The 20,203-nt window shown below is 63.6% G+C and carries 19 protein-coding genes and 1 pseudogene; 13 read left to right on the top strand and 7 right to left on the bottom strand.

The features are described from left to right. Positions 1-69: 69 nt before the first annotated feature. From ACGYLC_RS12210 to ACGYLC_RS12175, 8 genes are all read left to right on the top strand, one after another. Positions 70-981: an AEC family transporter gene (locus ACGYLC_RS12210; protein ID WP_394399241.1), complete on the top strand. Its 912-nt coding sequence runs from the start codon at positions 70-72 to the stop codon at positions 979-981. A 120-nt stretch (positions 982-1,101) separates the two neighbouring features. Further along, entirely contained in the window at positions 1,102-1,692 is a 591-nt protein-coding gene (locus ACGYLC_RS12205; RefSeq protein WP_394423139.1) for a TetR/AcrR family transcriptional regulator, read from the top strand. A gap of 2 nt (positions 1,693-1,694) precedes the next feature. Further along, on the top strand, positions 1,695-2,774 hold the full coding sequence (locus ACGYLC_RS12200; protein WP_394423138.1) for an efflux RND transporter periplasmic adaptor subunit: 1,080 nt from the start codon (positions 1,695-1,697) through the stop codon (positions 2,772-2,774). A gap of 4 nt (positions 2,775-2,778) precedes the next feature. Next, on the top strand, positions 2,779-5,829 hold the full coding sequence (locus tag ACGYLC_RS12195; RefSeq protein ID WP_394423137.1) for an efflux RND transporter permease subunit: 3,051 nt from the start codon (positions 2,779-2,781) through the stop codon (positions 5,827-5,829). A 186-nt stretch (positions 5,830-6,015) separates the two neighbouring features. Next, on the top strand, positions 6,016-6,930 hold the full coding sequence (locus tag ACGYLC_RS12190; protein WP_394411019.1) for an ABC transporter substrate-binding protein: 915 nt from the start codon (positions 6,016-6,018) through the stop codon (positions 6,928-6,930). A 98-nt stretch (positions 6,931-7,028) separates the two neighbouring features. Beyond that, on the top strand, positions 7,029-8,114 hold the full coding sequence (locus ACGYLC_RS12185; protein WP_394423136.1) for an ABC transporter permease: 1,086 nt from the start codon (positions 7,029-7,031) through the stop codon (positions 8,112-8,114). Next, positions 8,111-9,046 (top strand): ABC transporter ATP-binding protein, encoded by a 936-nt coding sequence (locus ACGYLC_RS12180; protein WP_394423135.1) that lies wholly within the window; start codon positions 8,111-8,113, stop codon positions 9,044-9,046. The genes ACGYLC_RS12185 and ACGYLC_RS12180 overlap by 4 nt, the downstream gene beginning before the upstream one ends. After that, complete coding sequence (locus ACGYLC_RS12175; protein WP_394423134.1) at positions 9,043-9,777, top strand: ABC transporter permease; 735 nt, start codon at positions 9,043-9,045, stop codon at positions 9,775-9,777. Before ACGYLC_RS12180 ends, ACGYLC_RS12175 begins: the two co-directional genes overlap by 4 nt. A gap of 3 nt (positions 9,778-9,780) precedes the next feature. Here the strand turns inward: ACGYLC_RS12175 and ACGYLC_RS12170 are convergent, their stop codons facing one another. The 3 genes from ACGYLC_RS12170 to ACGYLC_RS12160 form a co-directional block, all read right to left on the bottom strand. Then, a complete protein-coding gene (locus ACGYLC_RS12170; protein ID WP_394423133.1) occupies positions 9,781-10,476 on the bottom strand; it encodes a haloacid dehalogenase type II in 696 nt (231 codons plus the stop codon). Between the two features lie 71 nt (positions 10,477-10,547). Beyond that, entirely contained in the window at positions 10,548-11,852 is a 1,305-nt protein-coding gene (locus ACGYLC_RS12165; protein WP_394423132.1) for an NAD(P)/FAD-dependent oxidoreductase, read from the bottom strand. Then, positions 11,852-13,201 (bottom strand): glutamine synthetase family protein, encoded by a 1,350-nt coding sequence (locus ACGYLC_RS12160; protein ID WP_394399222.1) that lies wholly within the window; start codon positions 13,199-13,201, stop codon positions 11,852-11,854. Before ACGYLC_RS12160 ends, ACGYLC_RS12165 begins: the two co-directional genes overlap by 1 nt. Before the next feature lie 124 nt (positions 13,202-13,325). On the opposite strand from ACGYLC_RS12160, the gene ACGYLC_RS12155 reads away from it, so the two are divergent. The 3 genes and pseudogenes from ACGYLC_RS12155 to ACGYLC_RS12145 all read left to right on the top strand — a co-directional run bounded on the left by ACGYLC_RS12155 (position 13,326) and on the right by ACGYLC_RS12145 (position 16,236). After that, positions 13,326-14,042, top strand: a complete 717-nt coding sequence (locus ACGYLC_RS12155) for a GntR family transcriptional regulator (protein ID WP_394423131.1) — start codon at positions 13,326-13,328, stop codon at positions 14,040-14,042. 104 nt (positions 14,043-14,146) lie between these two features. Next, on the top strand, positions 14,147-15,229 hold the full coding sequence (locus ACGYLC_RS12150) for an alpha/beta hydrolase (RefSeq protein WP_394423130.1): 1,083 nt from the start codon (positions 14,147-14,149) through the stop codon (positions 15,227-15,229). A gap of 90 nt (positions 15,230-15,319) precedes the next feature. Continuing rightward, positions 15,320-16,236 (top strand): annotated as a pseudogene (locus ACGYLC_RS12145) (MYG1 family protein). Between the two features lie 31 nt (positions 16,237-16,267). Here the strand turns inward: ACGYLC_RS12145 and ACGYLC_RS12140 are convergent. The 4 genes from ACGYLC_RS12140 to motA all read right to left on the bottom strand — a co-directional run bounded on the left by ACGYLC_RS12140 (position 16,268) and on the right by motA (position 18,326). Then, positions 16,268-16,606 (bottom strand): peptidoglycan-binding protein, encoded by a 339-nt coding sequence (locus ACGYLC_RS12140; protein ID WP_067262423.1) that lies wholly within the window; start codon positions 16,604-16,606, stop codon positions 16,268-16,270. 177 nt (positions 16,607-16,783) lie between these two features. After that, positions 16,784-17,209 carry a hypothetical protein gene (locus ACGYLC_RS12135; protein WP_209217524.1) on the bottom strand — a complete coding sequence of 142 codons (426 nt, stop codon included), beginning with the start codon at positions 17,207-17,209 and terminating at the stop codon, positions 16,784-16,786. Beyond that, positions 17,206-17,463 (bottom strand): hypothetical protein, encoded by a 258-nt coding sequence (locus ACGYLC_RS12130; protein WP_394423129.1) that lies wholly within the window; start codon positions 17,461-17,463, stop codon positions 17,206-17,208. The genes ACGYLC_RS12135 and ACGYLC_RS12130 overlap by 4 nt, the downstream gene beginning before the upstream one ends. Then, positions 17,460-18,326, bottom strand: coding sequence for a flagellar motor stator protein MotA (motA, locus tag ACGYLC_RS12125; RefSeq protein ID WP_394399212.1), 867 nt, complete (start codon positions 18,324-18,326; stop codon positions 17,460-17,462). The genes ACGYLC_RS12130 and motA overlap by 4 nt, the downstream gene beginning before the upstream one ends. A gap of 93 nt (positions 18,327-18,419) precedes the next feature. Between motA and ACGYLC_RS12120 the strand changes: the two genes are divergently transcribed. Together ACGYLC_RS12120 and ACGYLC_RS12115 are read left to right on the top strand one after the other, a co-directional pair. Beyond that, positions 18,420-19,520 (top strand): hypothetical protein, encoded by a 1,101-nt coding sequence (locus ACGYLC_RS12120; RefSeq protein ID WP_394423128.1) that lies wholly within the window; start codon positions 18,420-18,422, stop codon positions 19,518-19,520. A 186-nt stretch (positions 19,521-19,706) separates the two neighbouring features. Further along, the gene (locus ACGYLC_RS12115; RefSeq protein WP_394399209.1) at positions 19,707-20,177 is read left to right on the top strand and encodes a MucR family transcriptional regulator; all 471 of its coding nucleotides are present in this window, start codon (positions 19,707-19,709) and stop codon (positions 20,175-20,177) included. Positions 20,178-20,203 lie beyond the last annotated feature (26 nt).

Below are 20,203 nucleotides of genomic sequence, written 5' to 3'. Positions count from 1 at the left end.
GGCAAGGCTCCCTGTTGCATCTGGGCCAAGCCGCGCCTAGGGTCCGCGCGATCCTTCCGGGCGGTTAATATGTTCACTATCTTTCTGGCCATCGCGCCGGTCTTTGCGCTGATCCTCATGGGCTATGGCCTGCGCCGGGGCGGTATCCCTTCGACCAAGTTCTGGAACCTGAATGACCGGCTGGTCTATTGGGTGCTGATGCCCGCGCTCTTCTTTGCCAAAATCTCGGCGGCGGACCTGAGCGGCGGTTTGGGCGACTATGCGCTGCTGCTCTACGCCGGTTTCTTTGCGGCGATCTTTTGCGGCTGGCTGTTCGGTCGGGCCTATGCCGCGCCGCAGGGCAGTTCGCTGATGCAGGGCAGTGCGCGGTTCAACACATTCATCGGCCTCGCGATTGCCGAGGCCGTCTTTGGCACGGCGGGGCTACAGATTGCCGTGCTCGGTTCGGCCTTGCTGGTCCCGGTGGTGAATGTGACGGTGGTGACGCTGATGACCCGGCAGTTGGGCGGCGGCGGCAAATCCATCCTCAAAGGCTTGGTCAAGAACCCGCTGATCCTCGGCATTCTCGCGGGCGTGCTCTTCAATGTGGCGGGGCTGCACCATGTGCCCGTCCTGCACGAAAGCGCGCGTATTTTGGGGGATGCGGCGCTGCCGATCATGCTGCTTTGCGTCGGCGCCAACCTGCGGCTGCGCGGGTTGTCGGGCTCGGTCTCGGTCATTGGCCTGTCGATCATCGGCAAACATCTGGTGAACCCGCTGGCGGTGCTGCTGGCTGCGCTGGTGCTGAACCCGGCGCCGCTGACGCTGCAAATCGCGCTGATCTTCGCCGCCCTGCCGACGGGGGTGGCCAGCTATACGCTGGCGCGGGAGATGCGCGGCGATGCGCCCTTGATGGCCGCGATCATCACTACGCAGACGCTACTCAGCTTTTTCACCCTGCCGCTCACGCTCTATCTCGGTAGCCTGATTTCTGCGCCCTAGAGCCCGTTCCATGCGCGAAACGCGATTGTGGTCTGCGTGCGCTGCAAGGGCGTTGATTTACAGGTTGACATATTTGGCTCAAATGTCCAATTGCGCCTTGACCCATGTTGAGGAGCCCGCATGACCGAACTCGAAAAGACCGTGCTTGACGCTGCGCTGCATGTCTTTTCCCGCTACGGGGTCAAGCGCACCAGCATGGGCGATCTCTGCGAAGAGGCGGGTGTTTCGCGCCAGACCCTCTACAATCGGTTTCGCAACAAGGACGACATCCTGCGCGGGCTGATTGGGCGCTACACCGAATTGGCGCTGGAAGAGATTGCCGAAGAGATGCCCCATACGCCCGATCTGGCGGCGCAACTCGATCTGATCTTTGATCGGATGGTGGTGCGCGGCTATGACACGATGCAGGCGATGCCCAATGCGCAGGATTTCATTGCCGGGGCCAATGCCGTCAGCCAAGAGGCGCTGCAATGTTCCGCCGGGCGGTTTCGCGGCGTGATCGCTCAGGTGCTGATGCCCTATGAAGCCTCGATCACCCGCAACGGTCTGAGTGTCGAGGCGCTGGCCGATTTCATCCAACGTTCGGCCAAGGCCGCTGGCATGCATGCGCTGGACCGTGACCATTTTCTCGAGCAGCTGCGCACCCTTAAACAACTTAGTCTGACCGCCGCCCTTGGGCCCGTGCCGGATGCTATTCATAAGGAAGACTGACCATGGCCAAATGGCTTGTTGAGACGACGCGCGGGACCGGCGCGGGGCGGGTGTTGGGATTTGCGCTGGCCTTGGCCGCCGGCATCGCCGCGCCGATGGTAACTGCAGCCGAAATGCCGGTGGTAAAGCTGCAAACGGTCAAGGTCAGCGACGCCGAGGTCGAGCGCGTTTTCTTTGGCAAGGTGGTTGCACGTGAAACCGTGGATCTTGCCTTTCAGGTCGGCGGTCAGATCGAGGAATTTCCGGTCGAAGAGGGGGCCACGGTCAGTAAAGACACGGTCGTCGCCCGGATGGATCTGGAGCCGTTCCAACTGGCGCTAGAACAGGCGCAGGCCAATGACGCACAGGCGCGCCGGACGATGGAGCGTTATCAAAAGCTCGCCGGGTCTTCGGTGGCCGAGGTCAATCTGCAAGACGCCGAAACCGCCGTGACGGTCAACGATATCGCCGTGCGCAACGCCGAGCGTGACCTTGAGAACGCGACCCTGCATGCGCCCTTCGATGCGATTGTCGCCTCGCGGCTGGTGCCCAATTACTCGACCGTCAGCGCGGGCACGCCGGTGGTGCGCCTGCATGATATGTCCGAGTTGCGGGTCGAGATCGACGTGCCCGAAACCCTGTTTCTGCGCGCAGGGCGCGACCCCAGCGTGCGCTTCATGGCCAAGTTCCCGGCCAATGCAAACACCTACCCGATGCAAATCCGCGAATACAACGCCGAGACGGCAGATGTGGGCCAGACCTATAGCATCACCCTTGGGGCAGAATTGCCCGAGGATTTCGTGCCGCTGCCCGGCGCCTCGGTCGAGGTGCGCGCCACGCTGAACATCGGCGGGTCGAGCATCATCGTGCCAGACACCGCCATTGTGGTCGGCAATGACCGCGGCACCTATGTCATGGTCTTCGACCCTACAGGGGCGCGCGAAGGCATCGTGACCCGCACCGCGGTCGAGATCACCCCCACTGCGCGCGGCGATGTCAAAGTCGAAGCCGGGCTTTCCGATGGGCAAGAGATCGTTGTGAGTGGCGCAAGCCAGCTTGAAGACGGTGCCGCCGTGCGCCGCTTCGTCGGTTTCGGAGACTGAGCGCATGGATATCGCACGTCTGTCGATCAACCGCCCGATCTATACTTGGATCATCATGCTGACCTGTCTTTTGGGCGGCATCTGGGGCTTCGCGACCCTTGGCCGTCTCGAAGACCCGGCCTTTACCATCAAAACGGCGGTGGTGGTGACCCAATACCCCGGTGCCTCTGCCGAAGAGGTCGCGCTTGAGGTCACCGAACCGCTGGAATCGCAAATTCAGAAGATGTCCGAGATCAAGGACATCGAATCCATGAACCAGCCCGGTCTGTCGTGGATCACGGTCAATATGCAGGACACCTTTGATGGGTCGGAACTGCCGGAAATCTGGACCAAACTGCGCAACCGCGTGAATGAGGCGGCGCTGCCGAGTGGGGCCACGCAGCCCTATGTGAACGACGGTTTCGGCGATGTTTACGGGCTTTACTACGCCGTGACGGCTGAGGGCTATTCCGATGCCGAGGTCAACGAACTCTCCAGCTATCTGCGTCGGGAATTGCTGCTGGTCGATGGCGTGTCGGATGTGGCGCTTTCGGGCGTGCCGAACGAGGTGATCTATGTCGAACCGCAGCTTGCGCTGAGCACCACGCTCGGCATTCCGCCCTCGGCCATCGTCGGCGCGGTATCGAGCGCGAATGAGATCGTCGACGGCGGCGCCATTCAGGACGCTGACGGGCGCACCCTGATCCAGCGGCCCGAAGGCTCTGACAGCGTGTCCGAGATTGCCGCCTTGTCGGTGGGGGTTGGCGGTCAGGTGATCAACCTTGCCGATGTGACCAACATCTACCGCACCCGCGAGGCGAACCCCGACCTGGTGATCCGCCACAACGGGCAGAGGGCTTTTACCCTCGGGGTGGCCGGGATCGCGACCGAGAATATCGTCGATATCGGCAAGCGGGTGGATGACAAGCTTGCGCAGCTGCGCGAAACGCTGCCCTTGGGCATCTCGATCGAATCCATCTACCGCCAGCACACGGTGGTCGAAGAGGCATCGAACGCCTTTCTGGTGAACCTTGCCATGTCCGTGGCCATCGTGGTTGCCGTGCTGGCCGTCTTCATGGGCTGGCGCGCGGCGGTGGTCGTGGGCTCGACCCTGTTGCTGACGGTGGTGGGGACGCTCTTTTTCATGGCGCTCGGCGCGATTGAGATGGAGCGGATCTCACTCGGGGCGCTGATCATCGCGATGGGGATGCTGGTCGATAACGCCATCGTCGTGGCCGAGGGGATGCAGATCTCCATGCAGCAGGGCAAAAGCTCGCGCGAAGCGGCGACCGAGGCGGCGAGCAAAACGCAGATCCCGCTTTTGGGGGCGACCGTGATCGGCATCATGGCCTTTGCCGGGATCGGGCTAAGCCCCGATGCCACGGGCGAATTCCTCTTCTCGCTCTTTGCCGTGATCGCGATTTCGCTGCTGCTCTCTTGGGTGTTGGCCATCACGGCCACGCCGCTTTTGGGCCACTACTTTTTCAAACGCGGAGCCGAGGGCGGCGCGGGTGGCTATGACGGTGCGATCTTCAAGGGTTATGCCGCCGTGCTGCGCGCCTCGCTCAAGCTGCGTTGGCTGGTGGTCGTGGGCCTCATCGCGGGCACGGTCGTTTGCTATGGCCTCTTTGGTCAGATCAAGCAGCAGTTCTTCCCCGACAGCAACACGCCGCTCTACTTTGTGCATTACAAGCTGCCGCAGGGCTCGTCGATCCATCAGACCTCCAACGATCTGGCCGTGCTCGAAGACTGGCTTGTGGCGCGGGACAATGTCGAAGACGTGACCTCCTACGCGGGACAGGGCGCGGCGCGTTTCATGCTGACTTATCAGGCCGAAGACCCCAACCCCAGCTATGGGCATCTGATCGTAAGGGTGTCTTCGCTTGAGGTGATCCAAGACGAGATGAACGCGCTTGAGGCCTTCGCCGCCGATGCGGTTCCGCAAGGGGAGTTCCGGGCCAAGCGTCTGGCCTTTGGCCCCGGCGGCGGTGCCCCGATCGAGGTGCGCTTCTCGGGCCGCGATCCCAATGTGCTGCGCGATCTCGCGGATGAGGCGATGGACCGGATGCAGGCGGTGTCGGACAATATCATCAGCCCGCGTCAGGACTGGCGCGAGCGTGAATTGGTGCTGCGTCCGATCTATGCCGAAGAACGCGCGCAGGACGCTGGCATCTCGCGGACCGAAATCACCGAGACCCTCAAATTCGCCACCGAAGGCACCAGCGGCGGGACGTTCCGCGAGCGGGATCGTCAGATCCCAATCGTGATCCGCGCCCCGCAGGATGCCGATCTGGCGCTGACGGATCATGTGATCTATGCGCAAAACACCAATGCGCTGGTCCCGATGGAGCAGGTGATCGACGGTTTCCGGTTCGAGCCGCAGGACACGCTGCTCTACCGTCGCGACCGGGCCGATGTGATCACCGTGGGTGCGGATATCCCGCGCGGCGTCACGGCGGCGCAGGTGCAGGCCGAGGTGCAGGAAACCATTGAGGCAATGGAAATCCCCGAAGGCTATGCCATGGAATGGGGCGGCGAGTTGGAAAGCGCGGGCGAGGCGCAGGCCGCCTTGGGCAAGCAATTGCCCCTCAGCCTCATCATCATGGTGCTGATCTCGGTCCTGCTGTTCAACGCGCTGAAACAGCCGATCATCATCTGGCTCTTGGTGCCAATGGCGGTGAACGGGGTCAGTCTGGCGCTTTTGGGGGCGGGGCTGCCCTTCACCTTCACCGCGCTTCTGGGGCTCTTGTCGCTCTCGGGGATGTTGATCAAGAACGGCATCGTGCTGGTCGAAGAGATCGACCTCACCCGTGCCGCCGATCCGACGCTGGACTTGAAAGAAGCCATCGTCACCGCCTCGACCTCGCGTTTGCGCCCGGTCTTCCTTGCCGCCGCGACGACCATTCTGGGGATGCTGCCGCTGTTGTCGGATGCCTTCTTCCAGTCCATGGCGGCGACGATCATGGGCGGGCTGGCCTTTGCTTCGGTCCTGACGTTGATCGCGGCACCGGTGCTCTATTTCCTCTTCTTCAAACGCAGCGCCGCGCGTGAGGCAGAGGCCGCCCGCGCCGCCTGATCGGTGTGTGACGGCGAGACGATGGGCGCGTCCGATCACTCCGGGCGCGCCCTTTGTCGTACCCGGGCGTTAAAAATTCCGCGCCGCCCTGCAATCCCGCCTTGGTTTCGCGGAATTGCCAGCTACCTTACCGTCTTCAAACGGCATGTCGCCGTGTCAGGCCATTGTTTCAAGGAGTTCTCGCCCATGGGTCCCCGCATTCTTTCCACTGCCGCCGCCGCTGGCCTTGCCGCCACTCTGGCCTCTGCCGCCTCGGCAGAGATCACCGTTTCGTCGAAAATCGACACCGAAGGCGGCCTGTTGGGCAACGTCATCGCGCTGGCGCTCGAAGATGCGGGTCTGCCCGTTGAACGCCGTCTGCAACTGGGCGGCACGCAAGTTGTGCGCGAAGCGATCCTGTCGGACCAGATCGACATCTACCCCGAATACACAGGCAACGCCGCCTTCTTCTTTAACGAAGCGGAAAGCGACGTTTGGAAAGACGCGGCCAAGGCCCACGCCCGCGCCAAAGAATTGGACGGGGGCGAGAACAACGTCACATGGCTTGATTCCGCACCGGCCAACAACACTTGGGCCATCGCCGTGACCGGCCCGGTGGCCGAGGAAAATGACCTGACCACCATGTCCGATTTTGGCGCATGGGTGGCCGAGGGTGGTGAGGTGAAGCTCGCCGCCTCGACCGAGTTCGTGTCTTCCCCCGCCGTTTTGCCCGCGATGCAAGAGACCTATGGCTTTGAGCTGACCCAAGACCAGACCGTGATCCTCTCGGGCGGCGACACGGCGGCGACCATTCAGGCGGCGGCGCGTGGCACATCGGGCGTGAACGCGGCGATGGTTTACGGCACCGATGGCGGCGTGGGGGCCACGGGTCTGGTGGTGATGGAAGACGACAAGGGCGTGCAGCCGGTCTATGAACCCGCCCCCATCGTCCGCGCCGAGGTGTTGGAGGAATACCCCCAGATCGCCGAAGTGCTGAACCCGATCTTCTCCGGGCTCGACATGGCGACGTTGCAAAAGCTGAACGGTCGGATTCAGGTCGGCGGGGAGCCGGCGGAAGCCGTGGCGCGCTCCTACCTGACCGAGACCGGGGTGCTGGACTGATTTCCGACACCCGCACAATAACGGGCCCCGGTGCGGGAATTTCCGCGCCGGGGCTTTTGTTCGCCCTATTGGGCGCGGCGGCGCTTTGCGTGCCTTTCATGACCCTCGCCGCAAACCGGATCGTGGCGGGCGAAGGGGTGATGGCATGGGGCGTGGCCAGTCTGCCGGTGGTGCTGCCGGGGCTTGCGGCGATCGGGGCGGGGCTGTTGATGGGCCTTCCTGCGGGCCGCGATGGCCTGCGGATCGGCGGTGCGGCTTTGGGTTTGGGCGGGCTATTGTGGTTGCTGACCCAAGGTGCCACCGGTCTGCTGGCCGAGGCGGGTGACTATGCCCGTGTCTCGCCCTCGGTGGGCTTTTGGTGCCTGCTGGTCGTCTTCATGTTGCTGATGGCAGATGCGCTTGCCGCGATGGCACCGGGGCCGCTGATGCGCGGGGCCGTGCTGGCGGGCGTGCTTGCAGTGCTTGGCGCGATCCTGTGGTCGGGGGCGCTGTCAGAGCTTTCGGTGATGCAGGAATACGCCAGCCGCGCCGATGCCTTTGGCCGGGAATTCCTGCGCCATCTGGGGTTGGCCTTTGGCTCTCTCGCCGCGGCGGCGGTGATCGGTTTCCCGCTTGGCGTGCTCTGCCACCGGCTTGCCGGGCTGCGCGGGGCCACCTTGCCGGTGCTGAGCTTTTTGCAAACCATCCCCTCGCTCGCCATGTTCGGGCTGATGATCCCGATCCTCAGCTGGGTGGGGGCCAATCTGCCGGGCGCCCGGGCGCTTGGCATCGCGGGCATCGGCTTTGCGCCCGCCTTTCTGGCGCTGGTGCTCTATTCGCTGCTGCCCGTGGTCGGCAATACCGTGGCAGGGCTGGCCTCGGCCCCGCCGGCGGCGCTGGAGGCCGCGCGGGGCATGGGGATGACGCCGCTGCAGCGGCTGCTGCGGGTGGAACTGCCGCTTGGCCTGCCGATCATCCTCACCGGGCTGCGCATCGTCTTGGTGCAGAACATCGGGCTCGCGGTCATCGCCGGGCTGATCGGCGGCGGCGGGTTTGGGACGTTCGTTTTCCAAGGGCTGAACCAAACCGCGACCGACCTGATCCTGCTGGGCGCCTTGCCGACGGTGGTGCTGGCCCTGACGGCGGCCATCGTGATGGACATATTGGTCGAATTGACCCGCAAGACCCCAAAGGACAGCGCATGATCGAGATCGACCGCATCACCAAGACCTATGGCGACATCCGCGCGGTGGATTCCGTGTCGATGACGGTTGAGACAGGCACGATCACGGTGATCGTCGGCACCTCCGGTTCAGGCAAAACCACGCTCTTGCGGATGATCAACCGGCTGGAGGAACCGACCTCGGGCGAGGTGCGGATCAATGGCTTCTCCACCCTGTCGGTCAAGCCGCATATCCTGCGGCGGCGCATCGGCTATGCCATTCAGGGCCATGGGCTGTTCCCGCATCATAGGGTGGGGCGCAACATCGGCGCGGTGCCGCAATTGCTGGGCTGGCCGCGCGAGAAGATCGCGGCGCGGGTGGATGAGCTGCTCTCGCTTTTCTCGATGGACCCCGCGCAATTCCGCGACCGTTATCCGGCGGAGCTTTCGGGCGGGCAGCAGCAGCGGGTCGGCGTGGCGCGGGCCTTGGCCTCAAGGCCCGATCTGTTGCTGATGGACGAACCCTTTGGCGCGTTGGACCCGATCATTCGCACCCGCGCGCAGGAAGACCTGCGGCACATCCAGCAGCGGCTGGGGTCGACCATCATGCTGGTGACACACGACATGGAAGAGGCGATCCGGCTGGGCGACCGGGTGGCGGTCATGGACGGCGGGCATCTGGTGCAGCACGGCACGCCGGCCGAGATCATCGCCGCACCCGCAACGGATTTTGTCGCGGATATGGTCGGTGATGTGGAGCGGCCCCTGCGGCTTCTCTCATTGATCCCTGTCGCCGAACTGGTGGAAGAGGGCAGCGCCGAAGGTGAAGCGCTGCCCGCCGCTGCCAGCCTGCGCGAGGCGCTTTCGGCCTGCCTGTGGACAGGGCGCGCAGCAGTGCCGGTGGCGAAAGACGGGGTGCCGATGGGCCGGGTGACCCTCGATGCAATCCGCGCCCGGGCCGGGCAGCACGCATGAGGATCGGCTGGATCCTGCGGCCGCTTCTGGTGGCCGTGCTACTGGCGCTGGTCCTGCGGCCGGAGTGGTTCACGCCGCTGCTGGCCCCCTTGGCCCCGGCGAATGGCCCGGTGATCTACACCCGAGCGACGCTCTTGTCGCTGTCGCTGAGCCATCTGGCGCTGGTGGCCATGGCCTCGGCTGCGGCGACAGTGGTTGCGGTGACGCTGGCGGTCCTTGTGACCCGCCCGGCGGGCGCGGCCTTCCGACCGCTGTCGCGCACCATCACCAATATGGGCCAGACCTTCCCTCCCGTGGCAGTGCTGGCGCTGGCCGTCCCGGCCTTGGGCTTTGGGGCCGGGCCGACGTTGGTGGCGCTGTTTCTCTATGGCCTGCTGCCGATCTTCGAGAATGCGGTCACCGGCCTCACCAACCTGCCGCCGGCCACGATGGAGGCCGCGCGCGGCATCGGGCTGAGCCGTTGGCAAAGGCTCTGGCGGGTGGAACTGCCGCTGGCCCTGCCGGTGACGTTGACGGGCATCCGGCTGTCGGTGGTCATCGCGCTTGGCACGGCGACCATCGGCTCGACCGTGGCGGCACGGACCTTGGGTGAGGTGATTATCGCGGGGCTTTTGACCAATAACACCGCCTTCGTGGTGCAGGGCGGGCTGGCGGTCGGGCTATTTGCGGTGCTGATCTATGACGCCATGGTGCAGCTTGAAACCCGGCTGGCGCGGCGCATGGGCGGCTGAGGATCAGCGCCCGTTGCCGGCGATGATCTGTTTGGCCAAATCCGCTAGATCGTCCGAGAGGTAGTGCGGCTGCGGCATCTCTTGCACCTCGATCAGGGTGTTGTTGGGCCGGGTCAGGAAGGCCCCCTGACAGCCTGCCGCCTGCGCGCCGATGGTGTCCCACAGATGGCAGGCCACCATGCAGAGATCATCGGTTTGCAGATCAAGCGCCTCGGCCACCATCTGGTAAGTTGCAGGATGGGGTTTGAACTTTGCCACCTCATCAACGCTGAAGCTCCGCTCGAAGAAGTCGGCGATCTCGGCTTTCTCCAGCGGCGTTGGCGCGGGAGAGGGGGGCGAATTGGTCAGCGTTACCAGCCGAAACCCCGCCTCTTGCAGCCTGCGCAGGGCAGGGGCGACATCCGCATGGGCGGGCATGGAACCGATGCGGGATTTCAACTCGGCCACGTCCTCATCCGTCACCGCCAAGCCCTTGTTCGCGCCGACCATCCGCAAGACGCCCCCCGCCAGCGCGCCGAAGGGCGCGTAGCGGTCTGAAAGGGTCATGGTTTGGGAATAGAGGATCAACTCGGCGAACCATTCGCGCAGCATTGAGGCGTCGCCGAAGAGGCGTGCGAAGAGCGGCTCCAACGTGGTGATGTCGAGCAGGGTTTCGTTCACATCGAAGACGATCACGGAGGCGGGCTTTTGATCGGGCATGGGGGTCCTTCCACTCATGGCGTGCGCCGTGCCCGCCACTGTGAAGAAACCCTTGGCCCTGTCAAAAGGTTTCAGACACCCAAACGGTCGCGCAGCCCGTACCACCACGATCCCACGACCGAATAGGGCACGCGGAACATGCGCCCGCCGGGGAAGGGGAACCATGGCACATTGGCGAAGACGTCAAAGCGGGTGAGGTCGCCGTCGATCGCCTCGGACAGGATGCGCCCGAAGGTATGCGATCCGGTCACGCCGTGGCCGCTGTAGCCATGGGCGAAATAGGTGTTGTCGCCGATCCGGCCCATCTGCGGCACGCGGCTGAAGGACAGCGCGAAATTCCCGCTCCAGGCATAGTCGATTTTCACGTCTTTCAACTGGGGGAAGACCTTGTCCATGTTGCGTTTGAGCTTGGCCTTGATGTCGCGCGGGTCCGCGCCGCCGTAAACGGTGCCGCCGCCAAAGAGCATCCGTTTGTCACCCGACAGGCGGTAGTAGTCGAGGATATAGCGGATGTCTTCGACGCAGGCATCGGTGGGCAGCAGCGCATGGGCCTGCGCCTCGCTCAGCGGTTCTGTCGCCATCACTTGGGTCGAAACGGGCATCACGCGCGGGGTCAGCGTGGGCACCACATGGCCGAGGTAGGCATTGCCGCAAAGCACCAGTGTCTTGCAGGTCATCGTCCCCTTGGCCGTGCGGACCACGGGGCGGGCGGCCTCGTGATCGACATCCGTGACTGGGGACATTTCATAGATCGTGCCGCCGTTCTTCTCAAAGGCCGCCGCTTCGCCGAGGGCGAGGTTCAACGGATGCATATGGCCGCCCGAATGGTCGATCAGCCCGCCTTCATAGAGGTCGGAATTGACGTGGGCGCGCAACTGTTCCTTGTCCAGCATCTCTTGATTGTCGATGCCGTAGCTTTGCCAGAGCTTCTGCCGCTCCTCCAATTCGCGCATATGTGCCGTGGTGAGGCCAGTGAAGATGTTCTTGTCCTTGAGGTCGCATTGGATGTCATAGGTGCGAACCCGCTCGCGGATGATCTCGCCGCCCTCTTGCACGAGGCCGGCGACGAAGGTCGCGGTGTCCTGCCCATAGCGGCGCTTGATCGTTTGCAGGCTCGCGTTCAGCCCGTTGACGATCTGCCCGCCATTGCGCCCCGAAGCTCCCCAGCCCACGCGCGCGCCTTCGATGATGGCGACCTTATAGCCCTTTTCGGCCAGATGCAGGCCGGTCGACAGACCGCTATAGCCCGCGCCGACGATACAGACGTCGATCTCGTGATCGCCCTGCAATTCGGGGCGCACGGGGGCAGGGTTGGCCGAGGCGGCGTAGTAGCTTGACGTATGGCTGCCGTCTCCGGCGTAGGGATGGCGCGACATCAGACGATCTCCAGATAGGTGTCATATTCGAAATGGGTCACTTGCCGCGCGAATTTGCGCAACTCCTGCGTCTTGCATTCGACCATCATGGTCTGCAACCGGGCAGAGAAGAGGCCGGGCACATCCGGCCCCTTGCGAAAGGCGTCGATGGCCGTGGCCCAGTCGAGCGGCAGGTTGTCGAGCTTCATCGTATAGGCGTCGCCGGTGATCGGGGCGACGGGCTGCATGTCCTGCTCGATCCCCAACAGCGCGCCGCCCAAGATGCTGGTCAGCACCAGATAGGGGTTGGCGTCGGCCCCGGCGACGCGATGCTCGATACGGCGGGCCTTATGATCGCCGCCCGGGATGCGGATCGCTGCGGTGCGGTTTTCATAGCCCCAAGCGACATTGGTCGGCGCATGTGCCCCCGGCAGCAGGCGGCGGTAGGAGTTTTCATGCGGCGCGAAGGTCAGCGTGTTCTGCTGCATCGTGGCCAACAGACCGGCGACGGCGTTGAGCATCAGGGGGGTGCCTTCCTCCCCGCCGTTGTCGAAGACGTTGACGCCGTTTTCATCCACCAAGGAGAAGTGAACGTGAAAGCCGCTGCCCGCCAGATCACCATAGGGTTTGGCCATGAAGGTGGCGGCGAAGCCGTGTTTGCGGGCGATGCCGCGCACCAGACGTTTGAACAGCACCGCGTCATCGGCGGCGCGCAGCGGATCGTCCACATGGCGCATGTTGATTTCGAACTGCCCCGCCCCGTTTTCCGAAATGGCCGCATCCGCCGGGATGCCTTGCAATTCGCAGGCGTCATAAACCTCGTTCAGGAACTCGTCGAAATGCTGCAACTCGTCCAGCGACAGCGCGCCGTCGGAATCCAGCCGTTTGCCCGTCACCGGAGAGCAGGGGGCCTGCGGGTGATCCTCGGTCGGGTCGAAGAGGTAGAATTCCAATTCCGTGGCAACCACGGGGGTCAACCCGCGCGCCTTGAACCGCGCCGCAACCTCGGCCAGCGCGCGACGCGGATCGCCGGGGAAGGGCTTGCCGTTTTCCTGACGCATCCACAGCATCGCCAGCGCCGTGGGGCGCGTGGTCCATGTGATGGGCATCAAGGGCCGCCCGGTAAAGTCGCACAGCCCGTCGGAATCCCCGGTCTCGAACACCAATTCGCTGTTTTCGACATCCTCGCCCCAGATATCCATGCCGACGATGGACAGCGGCAGGCGGAGCCCGCCTTCGACGACCTTGGAGACCTGATCGGCGGGCACCCGTTTGCCGCGCATGGTGCCGTTGAGGTCACAAACACAGGCAAAGATCGATTCGATCTCGGGATGTTGCGCCAGCCACGCTTCGGCTTTGCTCTCGGACATGGGGTTCCTTTCGATATCGAAGGCAAAAATGTGATACCATTTATTGGAATGTCATATCACTATCCGCTTGTCTGTCAATCGCCCTCGCGCGTATGGTCAGCGGCGAAAGACCAAAGGCGGCCAGATGACCGAGACCGATAACGACGCGCTCAATATTCCCGAAATCCCCGAAATCCCGGGCGGGACGACGCAGGAATATGTCTATGAGCGGCTGCGCAATGCGATCATGCTGGGCGCGATCACGCCCGGCACCTCGCTGACCATGCGCGGAATTGCGGAGCGGCTCGGCCACAGCCCGACCCCGGTACGCGAGGCGGTGCGGCGGCTGAGTTCGGAACATGCCATCCAGATCAAGGACAACCGCCGCCTGACCGTGCCGCTGATGACCCCCGACCGCTTCGAGGAGCTGGTCGCCCTGCGCATCGCGGTCGAGACCCACGCCGCCCTGCGTGCCTTGCCCTATATCTCGGACATCGTGATCGACCGGCTGACCGAGATCGACAGCAGCATGGACCGTTTCGTGGCCGAGCGGAACGCGGATCAACTGACGCTGCTGAACCAAGCCTTCCACCGGATGCTCTATTCAGTGAACCCCGCGCAGGCGTCCTTGCCGATGATCGAAAGCATCTGGCTGCAACTCGGCCCGTTCCAGCGGCAGGTCATCACCGAGGTGGCGGAATACTATCAGATCGACCGCCATAAAGAGGTGCTGGCCGCCCTCACTGCCCGCGATGGCGCAGCGCTGAGCGCGGCGATTGCCAATGACATCGTCGACGGCGTGCTCGACACGGGCCGCAAGCTGCTGGCGGCAGAGGCGGGCAGAGAGGTGGGGCTGCCGTAGGCTGAAAGCGGGGCTGTTTCGTCGCAGTCGCGGCGGGCCATTGGTCTATGACTTTATGGGCCGATTGCGCTAGAACTGCGCCGAAGGAAGGGCCGGGGGGCGATATGCAACGACATGAGATTGGGGGCCGGGGGCTACGGACGCTCTGCGCCGTTTCGGTGGTCTTGCTGTCTGCCTGCACCCCGCGCCCGGGCGCAGAGACTTTGACCGTGGTGCCCAAGGCCGAAGCCGCGCAGAGTTTGACGATTACCGTGGCCTCGACCCGCGGGCGCGATCCGCAGACAGGCACCTATACCGACGCCCGCGCGCGGGTGCTGAATTACGAGCGGTTCACCATCGCCATCCCGCCAGACCATGAGGCCAGCAAGATCGAATGGCCCAATGAGAAGCCAGACCCGCGCCGCAGCTTTGCGGTGACGGCGCGCGATCCGCTGCCGGGGCTCGATATCCGCCGCTCGGGCCGGGCGCGACAGGATGTCATGGTCTTCGTACATGGCTACAACCAGACCTTCCCGGAATCCCTCTTTCGTTTGGCGCAGGTGACGGCGGATGGGCATTTGCCCGAACAGCCGATCCTCTTCGCTTGGCCCTCTGCCGGGACGGTGGTGGGCTATGTCGCGGATAAGGACGCGGCGGCCTATTCGCGCGATGAACTGGCCGCCATGCTCGGCACCCTCGCCGCCGATCCCGACGTGGGCGAGATCACGCTTTTCGGCCACAGCATGGGCGGCTGGCTGGTGGTGGAGACGCTGCGGCAGTTGCGCCTGTCGGGGCAGGATGAGGTGATCGCGCGGCTGAGCGATGTGGTCCTTGCGGCGCCCGACATCGACGTGGATGTCTTTCGCAAGCAGGTCGAGGTGATCGGGCCGCTTGATCCGCCCATGGCCATCCTTGTGGCACCGGATGACCGGGCGCTGCGCATCTCGGCGGGGCTTGCCGGGGCGCGGCCTCGGATCGGGCGCAGCAATGCCAGCTCCCCGGCGGTACAGGCGCTGGCCAAACGTTACGGCGTCTTGCTGATTGATATCTCGGCCATCGGCGCGGTGGACGGCACCCATCACAACCGCTTTGCCTCTCTCGTGCAGCTGATGCCGGAACGGCGCGATGGGCTCGCGCAGGCCCGGGCGCAGGTGGGGGCCTTCATCCTCGACCCCGTCTCGGCGACGCTGGTGGCGCTGTCGCGCTAGGGCGGGCGGCTTGCACTCGGACCGCGCCGCACAGTATGGGGGCGCGAGCCACCACTGACCGATTTCCCCAGCCCGAGCGGAGCCAGCCCCATGACCATCACCCATCTTGTCACCCATTCGGGCGGCTTTCACGCGGATGAGCTTTTGTCCTCCGTCATCCTGACCCGGCTCTACCCGGAGGCTGTGCTGATGCGCAGCCGCGATGCCGCGTGGATCACCCCCGGCGCGGGGCGGGTCATCTATGATGTGGGCCGCGACTATGACGCCGAAGCGCTGATCTTTGACCACCACCAGCGCCCCGGACCGCTGCGCGAGGACGGCCAGCCCTATAGCTCTTTCGGGCTGATCTGGCGGCACTATGGGCGCGACTATCTGCGCAGCTTCAACGTACCCGAGGCGGATTTGGAAGATATTCATCACAGTTTCGACCAAGGCTTCGTGTTGCCGGTCGACCTGATCGACAATGGTGCGCTTGAACCCTCGGTCGCGGGGCCGCTGGCGGGCATGACCCTGCCGGTGCTCTTGGAGACGCTGAAGCCCGTCTTCGATGAGCGTGGGGAGGATGCCGACGACCGTGCTTTCATGGCCGCCCTGCCGGTCGCGCGGGCCTTTGTGGAGGCAGCGATCCAGGGCAAGGCCGCCAAACGGCGGGCCGAGGCGATGGTGATGCAGGCGATCGAGGCGGCAGGCAGCGGGCGCGTCTTGGAGCTGCCCACGGGCATGCCTTCCGGTCGGCGGTGGAAAAGGCCGGGGCCGATCACCTGCTCTTCGTCGTGCATCCGCGCGGAGAGGATTGGGCCCTGACCACGATCCGCAAAAGCGGCGACAGTTTCGAAGCCCGCGCCGATCTGCCCGAGGCTTGGGCCGGGCTAACGGATGCAGAATTGGAGGCCGCGAGCGGCGTGCCGGGGGCCAAATTCTGCCACAACGCGCGGTTCATTGCCGTGGCGGCAAATCGCGACGCGGCGCTGCGCATGGCCGAACTGGCGGTCGCGCAAGCAGGGTAAGGCCGAGGCCCGAAAAGGGCCCCGGGCACAGTCACATATAGGCGTCGGAGGTCAGGAAAAACATCGTTTCGCTGACCTGAACCTCATGGGCGAATGTCCATGTGGGGGCGTGGCGCTGGTAGCGGTCAGAGGCCATGAGCGCGCGAAAGGCGGCTTCGGTCCCCGGCCCCCATGCGCCGTCGATGGCCCCCTTGTAATAGCCCTCGTGTTTCAGGCTGTCCTGCACCATCCGGCGCGCGCCAAGATCGCGGCTTTGAAACAGGGCGCGCACCTCGGCAAGGGTCACCTCTGCCGATTGCGCGCAGAGCGGGCTGACGCTCAAAGACGCGGCACCGATCGCGGCGGCGGTGAAAAATCCTCTTCGCTTCATCGTAAATCCTCTCAAACTATACCGAAGCCGAAATGCAAACGCGCAGGCCCCGGCGCCCCCTCCCCAGGGCGGCATTTTCAATGGGACTGAGATGCAATCGAATTGCGGTTTTTTCTTGTCCGGTATTCGCTATTTAAGGGAATTTTCGGAAATAGTTCCCGTAATTGGATAGGGTCGCTAGCGCTGATCGTCGAGCCAGATCGACAGAAAGCCTTCGGCCTGGGCGGCGGTCTCGGCCTCTTGCAGGGCTTGCCGGCGGGCCTCGGCGCGGCGGTTGCGGATCAGGTCGATGCGCTTGGCTTCGGCGAAAAGCCCGTTCAGCCTGTCGTGGATGCCCGCGCTGTCGGCGCGCAGGCGCTCGGCCTCGGCCTCCTTGCGGTGGATGGTTTCCGAGACATTGCGGATAAAGGCCGAAACCACGCGCGTCGATTCCACCGCGTCTGGATCGCCCCTGTCGTTGAGCTGTTCCATCAGGCTGTGGCGTTCGTTCTCGATCTGGGTCAGCGCACGATTCACCTCGGCCATCTCCAGCGCGACATTCTCCATCTCAAAGCGTTTCAGCCGCGAGAGTACGGCCAGCCCGTCGCCCCGCTTTGGCTTCACTGCTTTGCGCCCTGTGACAGAACGATGAGCCGCTCACGCATCCGTTCCAGCACCTCGGCGTCGAGCAGCGGCAGGCCCGCCATCGGGGGGACATGGCCGATGACACCGTGGCGGCGCATGGAATTGGGCAGCCGGGCCTCTGCTTCGGCGGTCTTGTCGACCCCCTCCGCGTCCTTTTCCTTGGCCGCACCCGCCGCATGCCCCGGCCCGGCAAGAAGCGCGATCAGCGCGATCAGGGGCAGGGCGCGCATCATACCGCAGGCAGTTCGCGCTGCGAGGCCTCCACGGCAGAGAAGTTCGGCTGTTTCGTCGTGGGAATGTTGCCGCGGCCCAGTTCGACACAGATGCTGGGCGGGTGGCCTGCGACGATGGCCACGATGACATCACGGATCACCGTATACATCGCGCCGTCTTCCTCTTCGATCTGCTCCAACCGGCCTGCAATGGGCTGCACCATGCAATAGGCAAGGAAAACCCCAAGGAAAGTGCCCACCAAGGCGCCGCCGATCATCGCGCCAAGGATCTCTGGCGGCTTGTCGATCGACGACATGGTTTTGATCACCCCCAGAACCGCCGCGACGATGCCGATGGCGGGCAGCCCGTCGGCCATGCTTTGGATCGCGCGAGCCGAGACCAGCGCCTCATGGTGGTGCTTCTTGATCTTGCGGTTCAGCACGTCTTCCATCTGGAAGCGGTCATCGAATTGCATCGACATCATGCGGAAACTGTCGGCGATGAGGTCGGTCAGAAAGTGGTCTTTCATCAGCTTGGGGTAGCGTTGAAAGATCGGGCTGGCCTCGGGGTTTTCGATATGCTCGTCCATGGCGACGATGCCCTTGTTTTTGTAAAGGCGCGCAAGTTCGAACATCAGCGCAAGCAGGTCGTTGTAATCCGCCGCCTTCCAGCGCGGCCCCTTGATCACCCGCAGAACCCCGCCCAGCGATGACTTCACCACCGAGAAGGAGTTGGCGATCACGAAAGCCCCCAGAGAGGCGCCGCCGATCATCATGCCTTCGTAGGGAAGGGCGTGCAGGACGATGTCCATATTGCCCCCCGACAGCATGAAGCCGCCAAAGACCAGACCGAAGACCATTACAAGACCAAGCAAGAGTGTCATTGCTGCACACGCCTCCAAAAAGAAACTATTCTTACTTTATCCTTGAGTGAATGGGTCTATACAAGTATTATCTAGGAAAGAACTTGGGTTTCTATGATGAATAGTGGTTTTTCGGTCAAAGAAGAGTTGCGGGATGATGTCGACGCTCAGCAAGAGCCCGATGCCTTCGCTTATTTCGTCGATCCCGCCGAGCTTTCGGTGCTCGTGCCGGGCTGGCCCGAAGAGATGCGGCTGCTGTTGTGCATGGATGCCGCCGGTCTTTGCGAGTTCGTGGTCTTTCACAATGACGAAGAACATGCGGTGTTCGACCGGGTGGCGGATATCCTCGACCGGCCCGTGGGCAGCTTTGCCGTCAGCCCCGAGGTTGAGGGTCACCCCTGTCGTAGGCTGTTGTTTTCCGAGGAAAATGCACTGTTGAAGGCCATTCAGGAGAGTAAGACGCTTGAGGAAACGGCGGCGGATTACCTGATCAACTACAATTTCGCCCGCGAAGAGGGGCTGGATTTCGACGAGCTCATGCGCCAGCGGCCCGAACTGGATCAGTTCCAGCGCGTCAGCACCAACAAAATCTTCCCCATCGGCAACCGCAAGCGCCGCAAGCTGCGCTCGGGCCCGCCCGAAGGCTATATGCCTTCTGCTGAGGTTCAGCCGGGGGAGTGTTTCTATGTCCGTCTTGAGATGTGGCTCGCCGGGGGACGAATGCGAATCGCCTCCAACCCGGAACAGCCGCTGCCGATGGTGCCGACCTTGGTGCGTGACATCGCCTTTCGGGATGATTTTGCCTCGGTCTATATCCCCCGCGACACGCTGGCGGCAGAGTGGCGGCCCAAGGATGACATGGTGATCGACATCCCGGCCGAACTCTTCCCCGCAGGGTTCAGCGACAGCTGCGCGCGGCGCGAAGTGAAGGTCGCGGTCATGCCGCGCGGCATCTTTGTCGAGTTCGGCGCGCCGATCGAGGTGCCCCCGGCGCCCGAGCCTGAGTTGCTCGACCCCGCCGCATTGGCACCGCAGCCGCCCGCGCCGCGCAAGAGCCTTTGGAAGTCGCTGCATGTGCCGCTGATCGCGGTGGCAGGGCTGGGGGTGACCGGTCTGTTCAGCACGATCATCGCGCAGACCACCGGCAATGACGTGGCCCCCGATCCGGCCCCGAAAAGCGCGATCTTCAAAACCGTCGCGCAGATGGAGCCGTGATGCATTGCGCACGACATGGCGAAAAAGTGCTTGCCAATGCTTGCGCGGGTTCCAAATACAATTCGAATCGTGATAAGAATAAACGGCAAAGAATTATTTATCTTTGCTACGTCCCTTGCGAAGCGCTCTTGGAATGCTTCGCGAACCTTGCAGAAGGCAAGATTAACTTAACAAGGAAGTTGCTTCATGCCTAATGTACCCCCCAAGCAGAATCTGAGCGATACCGCGATTGCGACCATCGTTTCGGGGTTCGCCAGCCGCAGCGACGTGACCATCGACGATATCCTGACCTTGGTCGAGCGTCTGCGCGCGACCCCCGCCGAGGCTCCCGCCGCCGCATTGGCCAATATCCCCGCCGCCGCCGTGGCCCCCGTCGCGCCCAAGGCGCAGGGGATGAGTGCCGCACCGGGCGAGCAGCCGATGACCGAAGACACGATCTTTTGCCTCTGCTGCGGCAAGGGCTTCAAGATGCTGAAACGTCACCTCGGGGCCGAACACGGGCTGACCGAAGCGGAATACCGGGTGATGTTCAATCTGCCTGCCGATACGCCGCTGGTCGCGCCGAGCTATTCCAAGCGCAAGGCCGAATACGCCAAACGCGCGGGGCTGGGCAAATACAGCCGCGACAAATCGGACAACAACGCAGAGCTTTCCTGATCTGGCCCCCGTGCCCGATCTTGCGT

The organism is Sulfitobacter sp. 1A12157 (genome assembly GCF_043557345.1).
Classification (GTDB): Bacteria; Pseudomonadota; Alphaproteobacteria; order Rhodobacterales; family Rhodobacteraceae; genus Sulfitobacter.
This window is presented reverse-complemented; position numbering and strand designations above follow the sequence as displayed.

What these genes read in the sequence shown, in the direction of transcription:
- ACGYLC_RS12210 (WP_394399241.1), top strand. Translation starts at nt 70, where the DNA reads ATGTTCACTATCTTTCTGGCCATCGCGCCGGTCTTTGCGCTGATCCTC.
- ACGYLC_RS12205 (WP_394423139.1), top strand. Translation starts at nt 1,102, where the DNA reads ATGACCGAACTCGAAAAGACCGTGCTTGACGCTGCGCTGCATGTCTTT.
- ACGYLC_RS12200 (WP_394423138.1), top strand. Translation starts at nt 1,695, where the DNA reads ATGGCCAAATGGCTTGTTGAGACGACGCGCGGGACCGGCGCGGGGCGG.
- ACGYLC_RS12195 (WP_394423137.1), top strand. Translation starts at nt 2,779, where the DNA reads ATGGATATCGCACGTCTGTCGATCAACCGCCCGATCTATACTTGGATC.
- ACGYLC_RS12190 (WP_394411019.1), top strand. Translation starts at nt 6,016, where the DNA reads ATGGGTCCCCGCATTCTTTCCACTGCCGCCGCCGCTGGCCTTGCCGCC.
- ACGYLC_RS12185 (WP_394423136.1), top strand. Translation starts at nt 7,029, where the DNA reads ATGACCCTCGCCGCAAACCGGATCGTGGCGGGCGAAGGGGTGATGGCA.
- ACGYLC_RS12180 (WP_394423135.1), top strand. Translation starts at nt 8,111, where the DNA reads ATGATCGAGATCGACCGCATCACCAAGACCTATGGCGACATCCGCGCG.
- ACGYLC_RS12175 (WP_394423134.1), top strand. Translation starts at nt 9,043, where the DNA reads ATGAGGATCGGCTGGATCCTGCGGCCGCTTCTGGTGGCCGTGCTACTG.
- ACGYLC_RS12170 (WP_394423133.1), bottom strand. Translation starts at nt 10,476, where the DNA reads ATGCCCGATCAAAAGCCCGCCTCCGTGATCGTCTTCGATGTGAACGAA.
- ACGYLC_RS12165 (WP_394423132.1), bottom strand. Translation starts at nt 11,852, where the DNA reads ATGTCGCGCCATCCCTACGCCGGAGACGGCAGCCATACGTCAAGCTAC.
- ACGYLC_RS12160 (WP_394399222.1), bottom strand. Translation starts at nt 13,201, where the DNA reads ATGTCCGAGAGCAAAGCCGAAGCGTGGCTGGCGCAACATCCCGAGATC.
- ACGYLC_RS12155 (WP_394423131.1), top strand. Translation starts at nt 13,326, where the DNA reads ATGACCGAGACCGATAACGACGCGCTCAATATTCCCGAAATCCCCGAA.
- ACGYLC_RS12150 (WP_394423130.1), top strand. Translation starts at nt 14,147, where the DNA reads ATGCAACGACATGAGATTGGGGGCCGGGGGCTACGGACGCTCTGCGCC.
- ACGYLC_RS12140 (WP_067262423.1), bottom strand. Translation starts at nt 16,606, where the DNA reads ATGAAGCGAAGAGGATTTTTCACCGCCGCCGCGATCGGTGCCGCGTCT.
- ACGYLC_RS12130 (WP_394423129.1), bottom strand. Translation starts at nt 17,463, where the DNA reads ATGATGCGCGCCCTGCCCCTGATCGCGCTGATCGCGCTTCTTGCCGGG.
- motA (WP_394399212.1), bottom strand. Translation starts at nt 18,326, where the DNA reads ATGACACTCTTGCTTGGTCTTGTAATGGTCTTCGGTCTGGTCTTTGGC.
- ACGYLC_RS12120 (WP_394423128.1), top strand. Translation starts at nt 18,420, where the DNA reads ATGATGAATAGTGGTTTTTCGGTCAAAGAAGAGTTGCGGGATGATGTC.
- ACGYLC_RS12115 (WP_394399209.1), top strand. Translation starts at nt 19,707, where the DNA reads ATGCCTAATGTACCCCCCAAGCAGAATCTGAGCGATACCGCGATTGCG.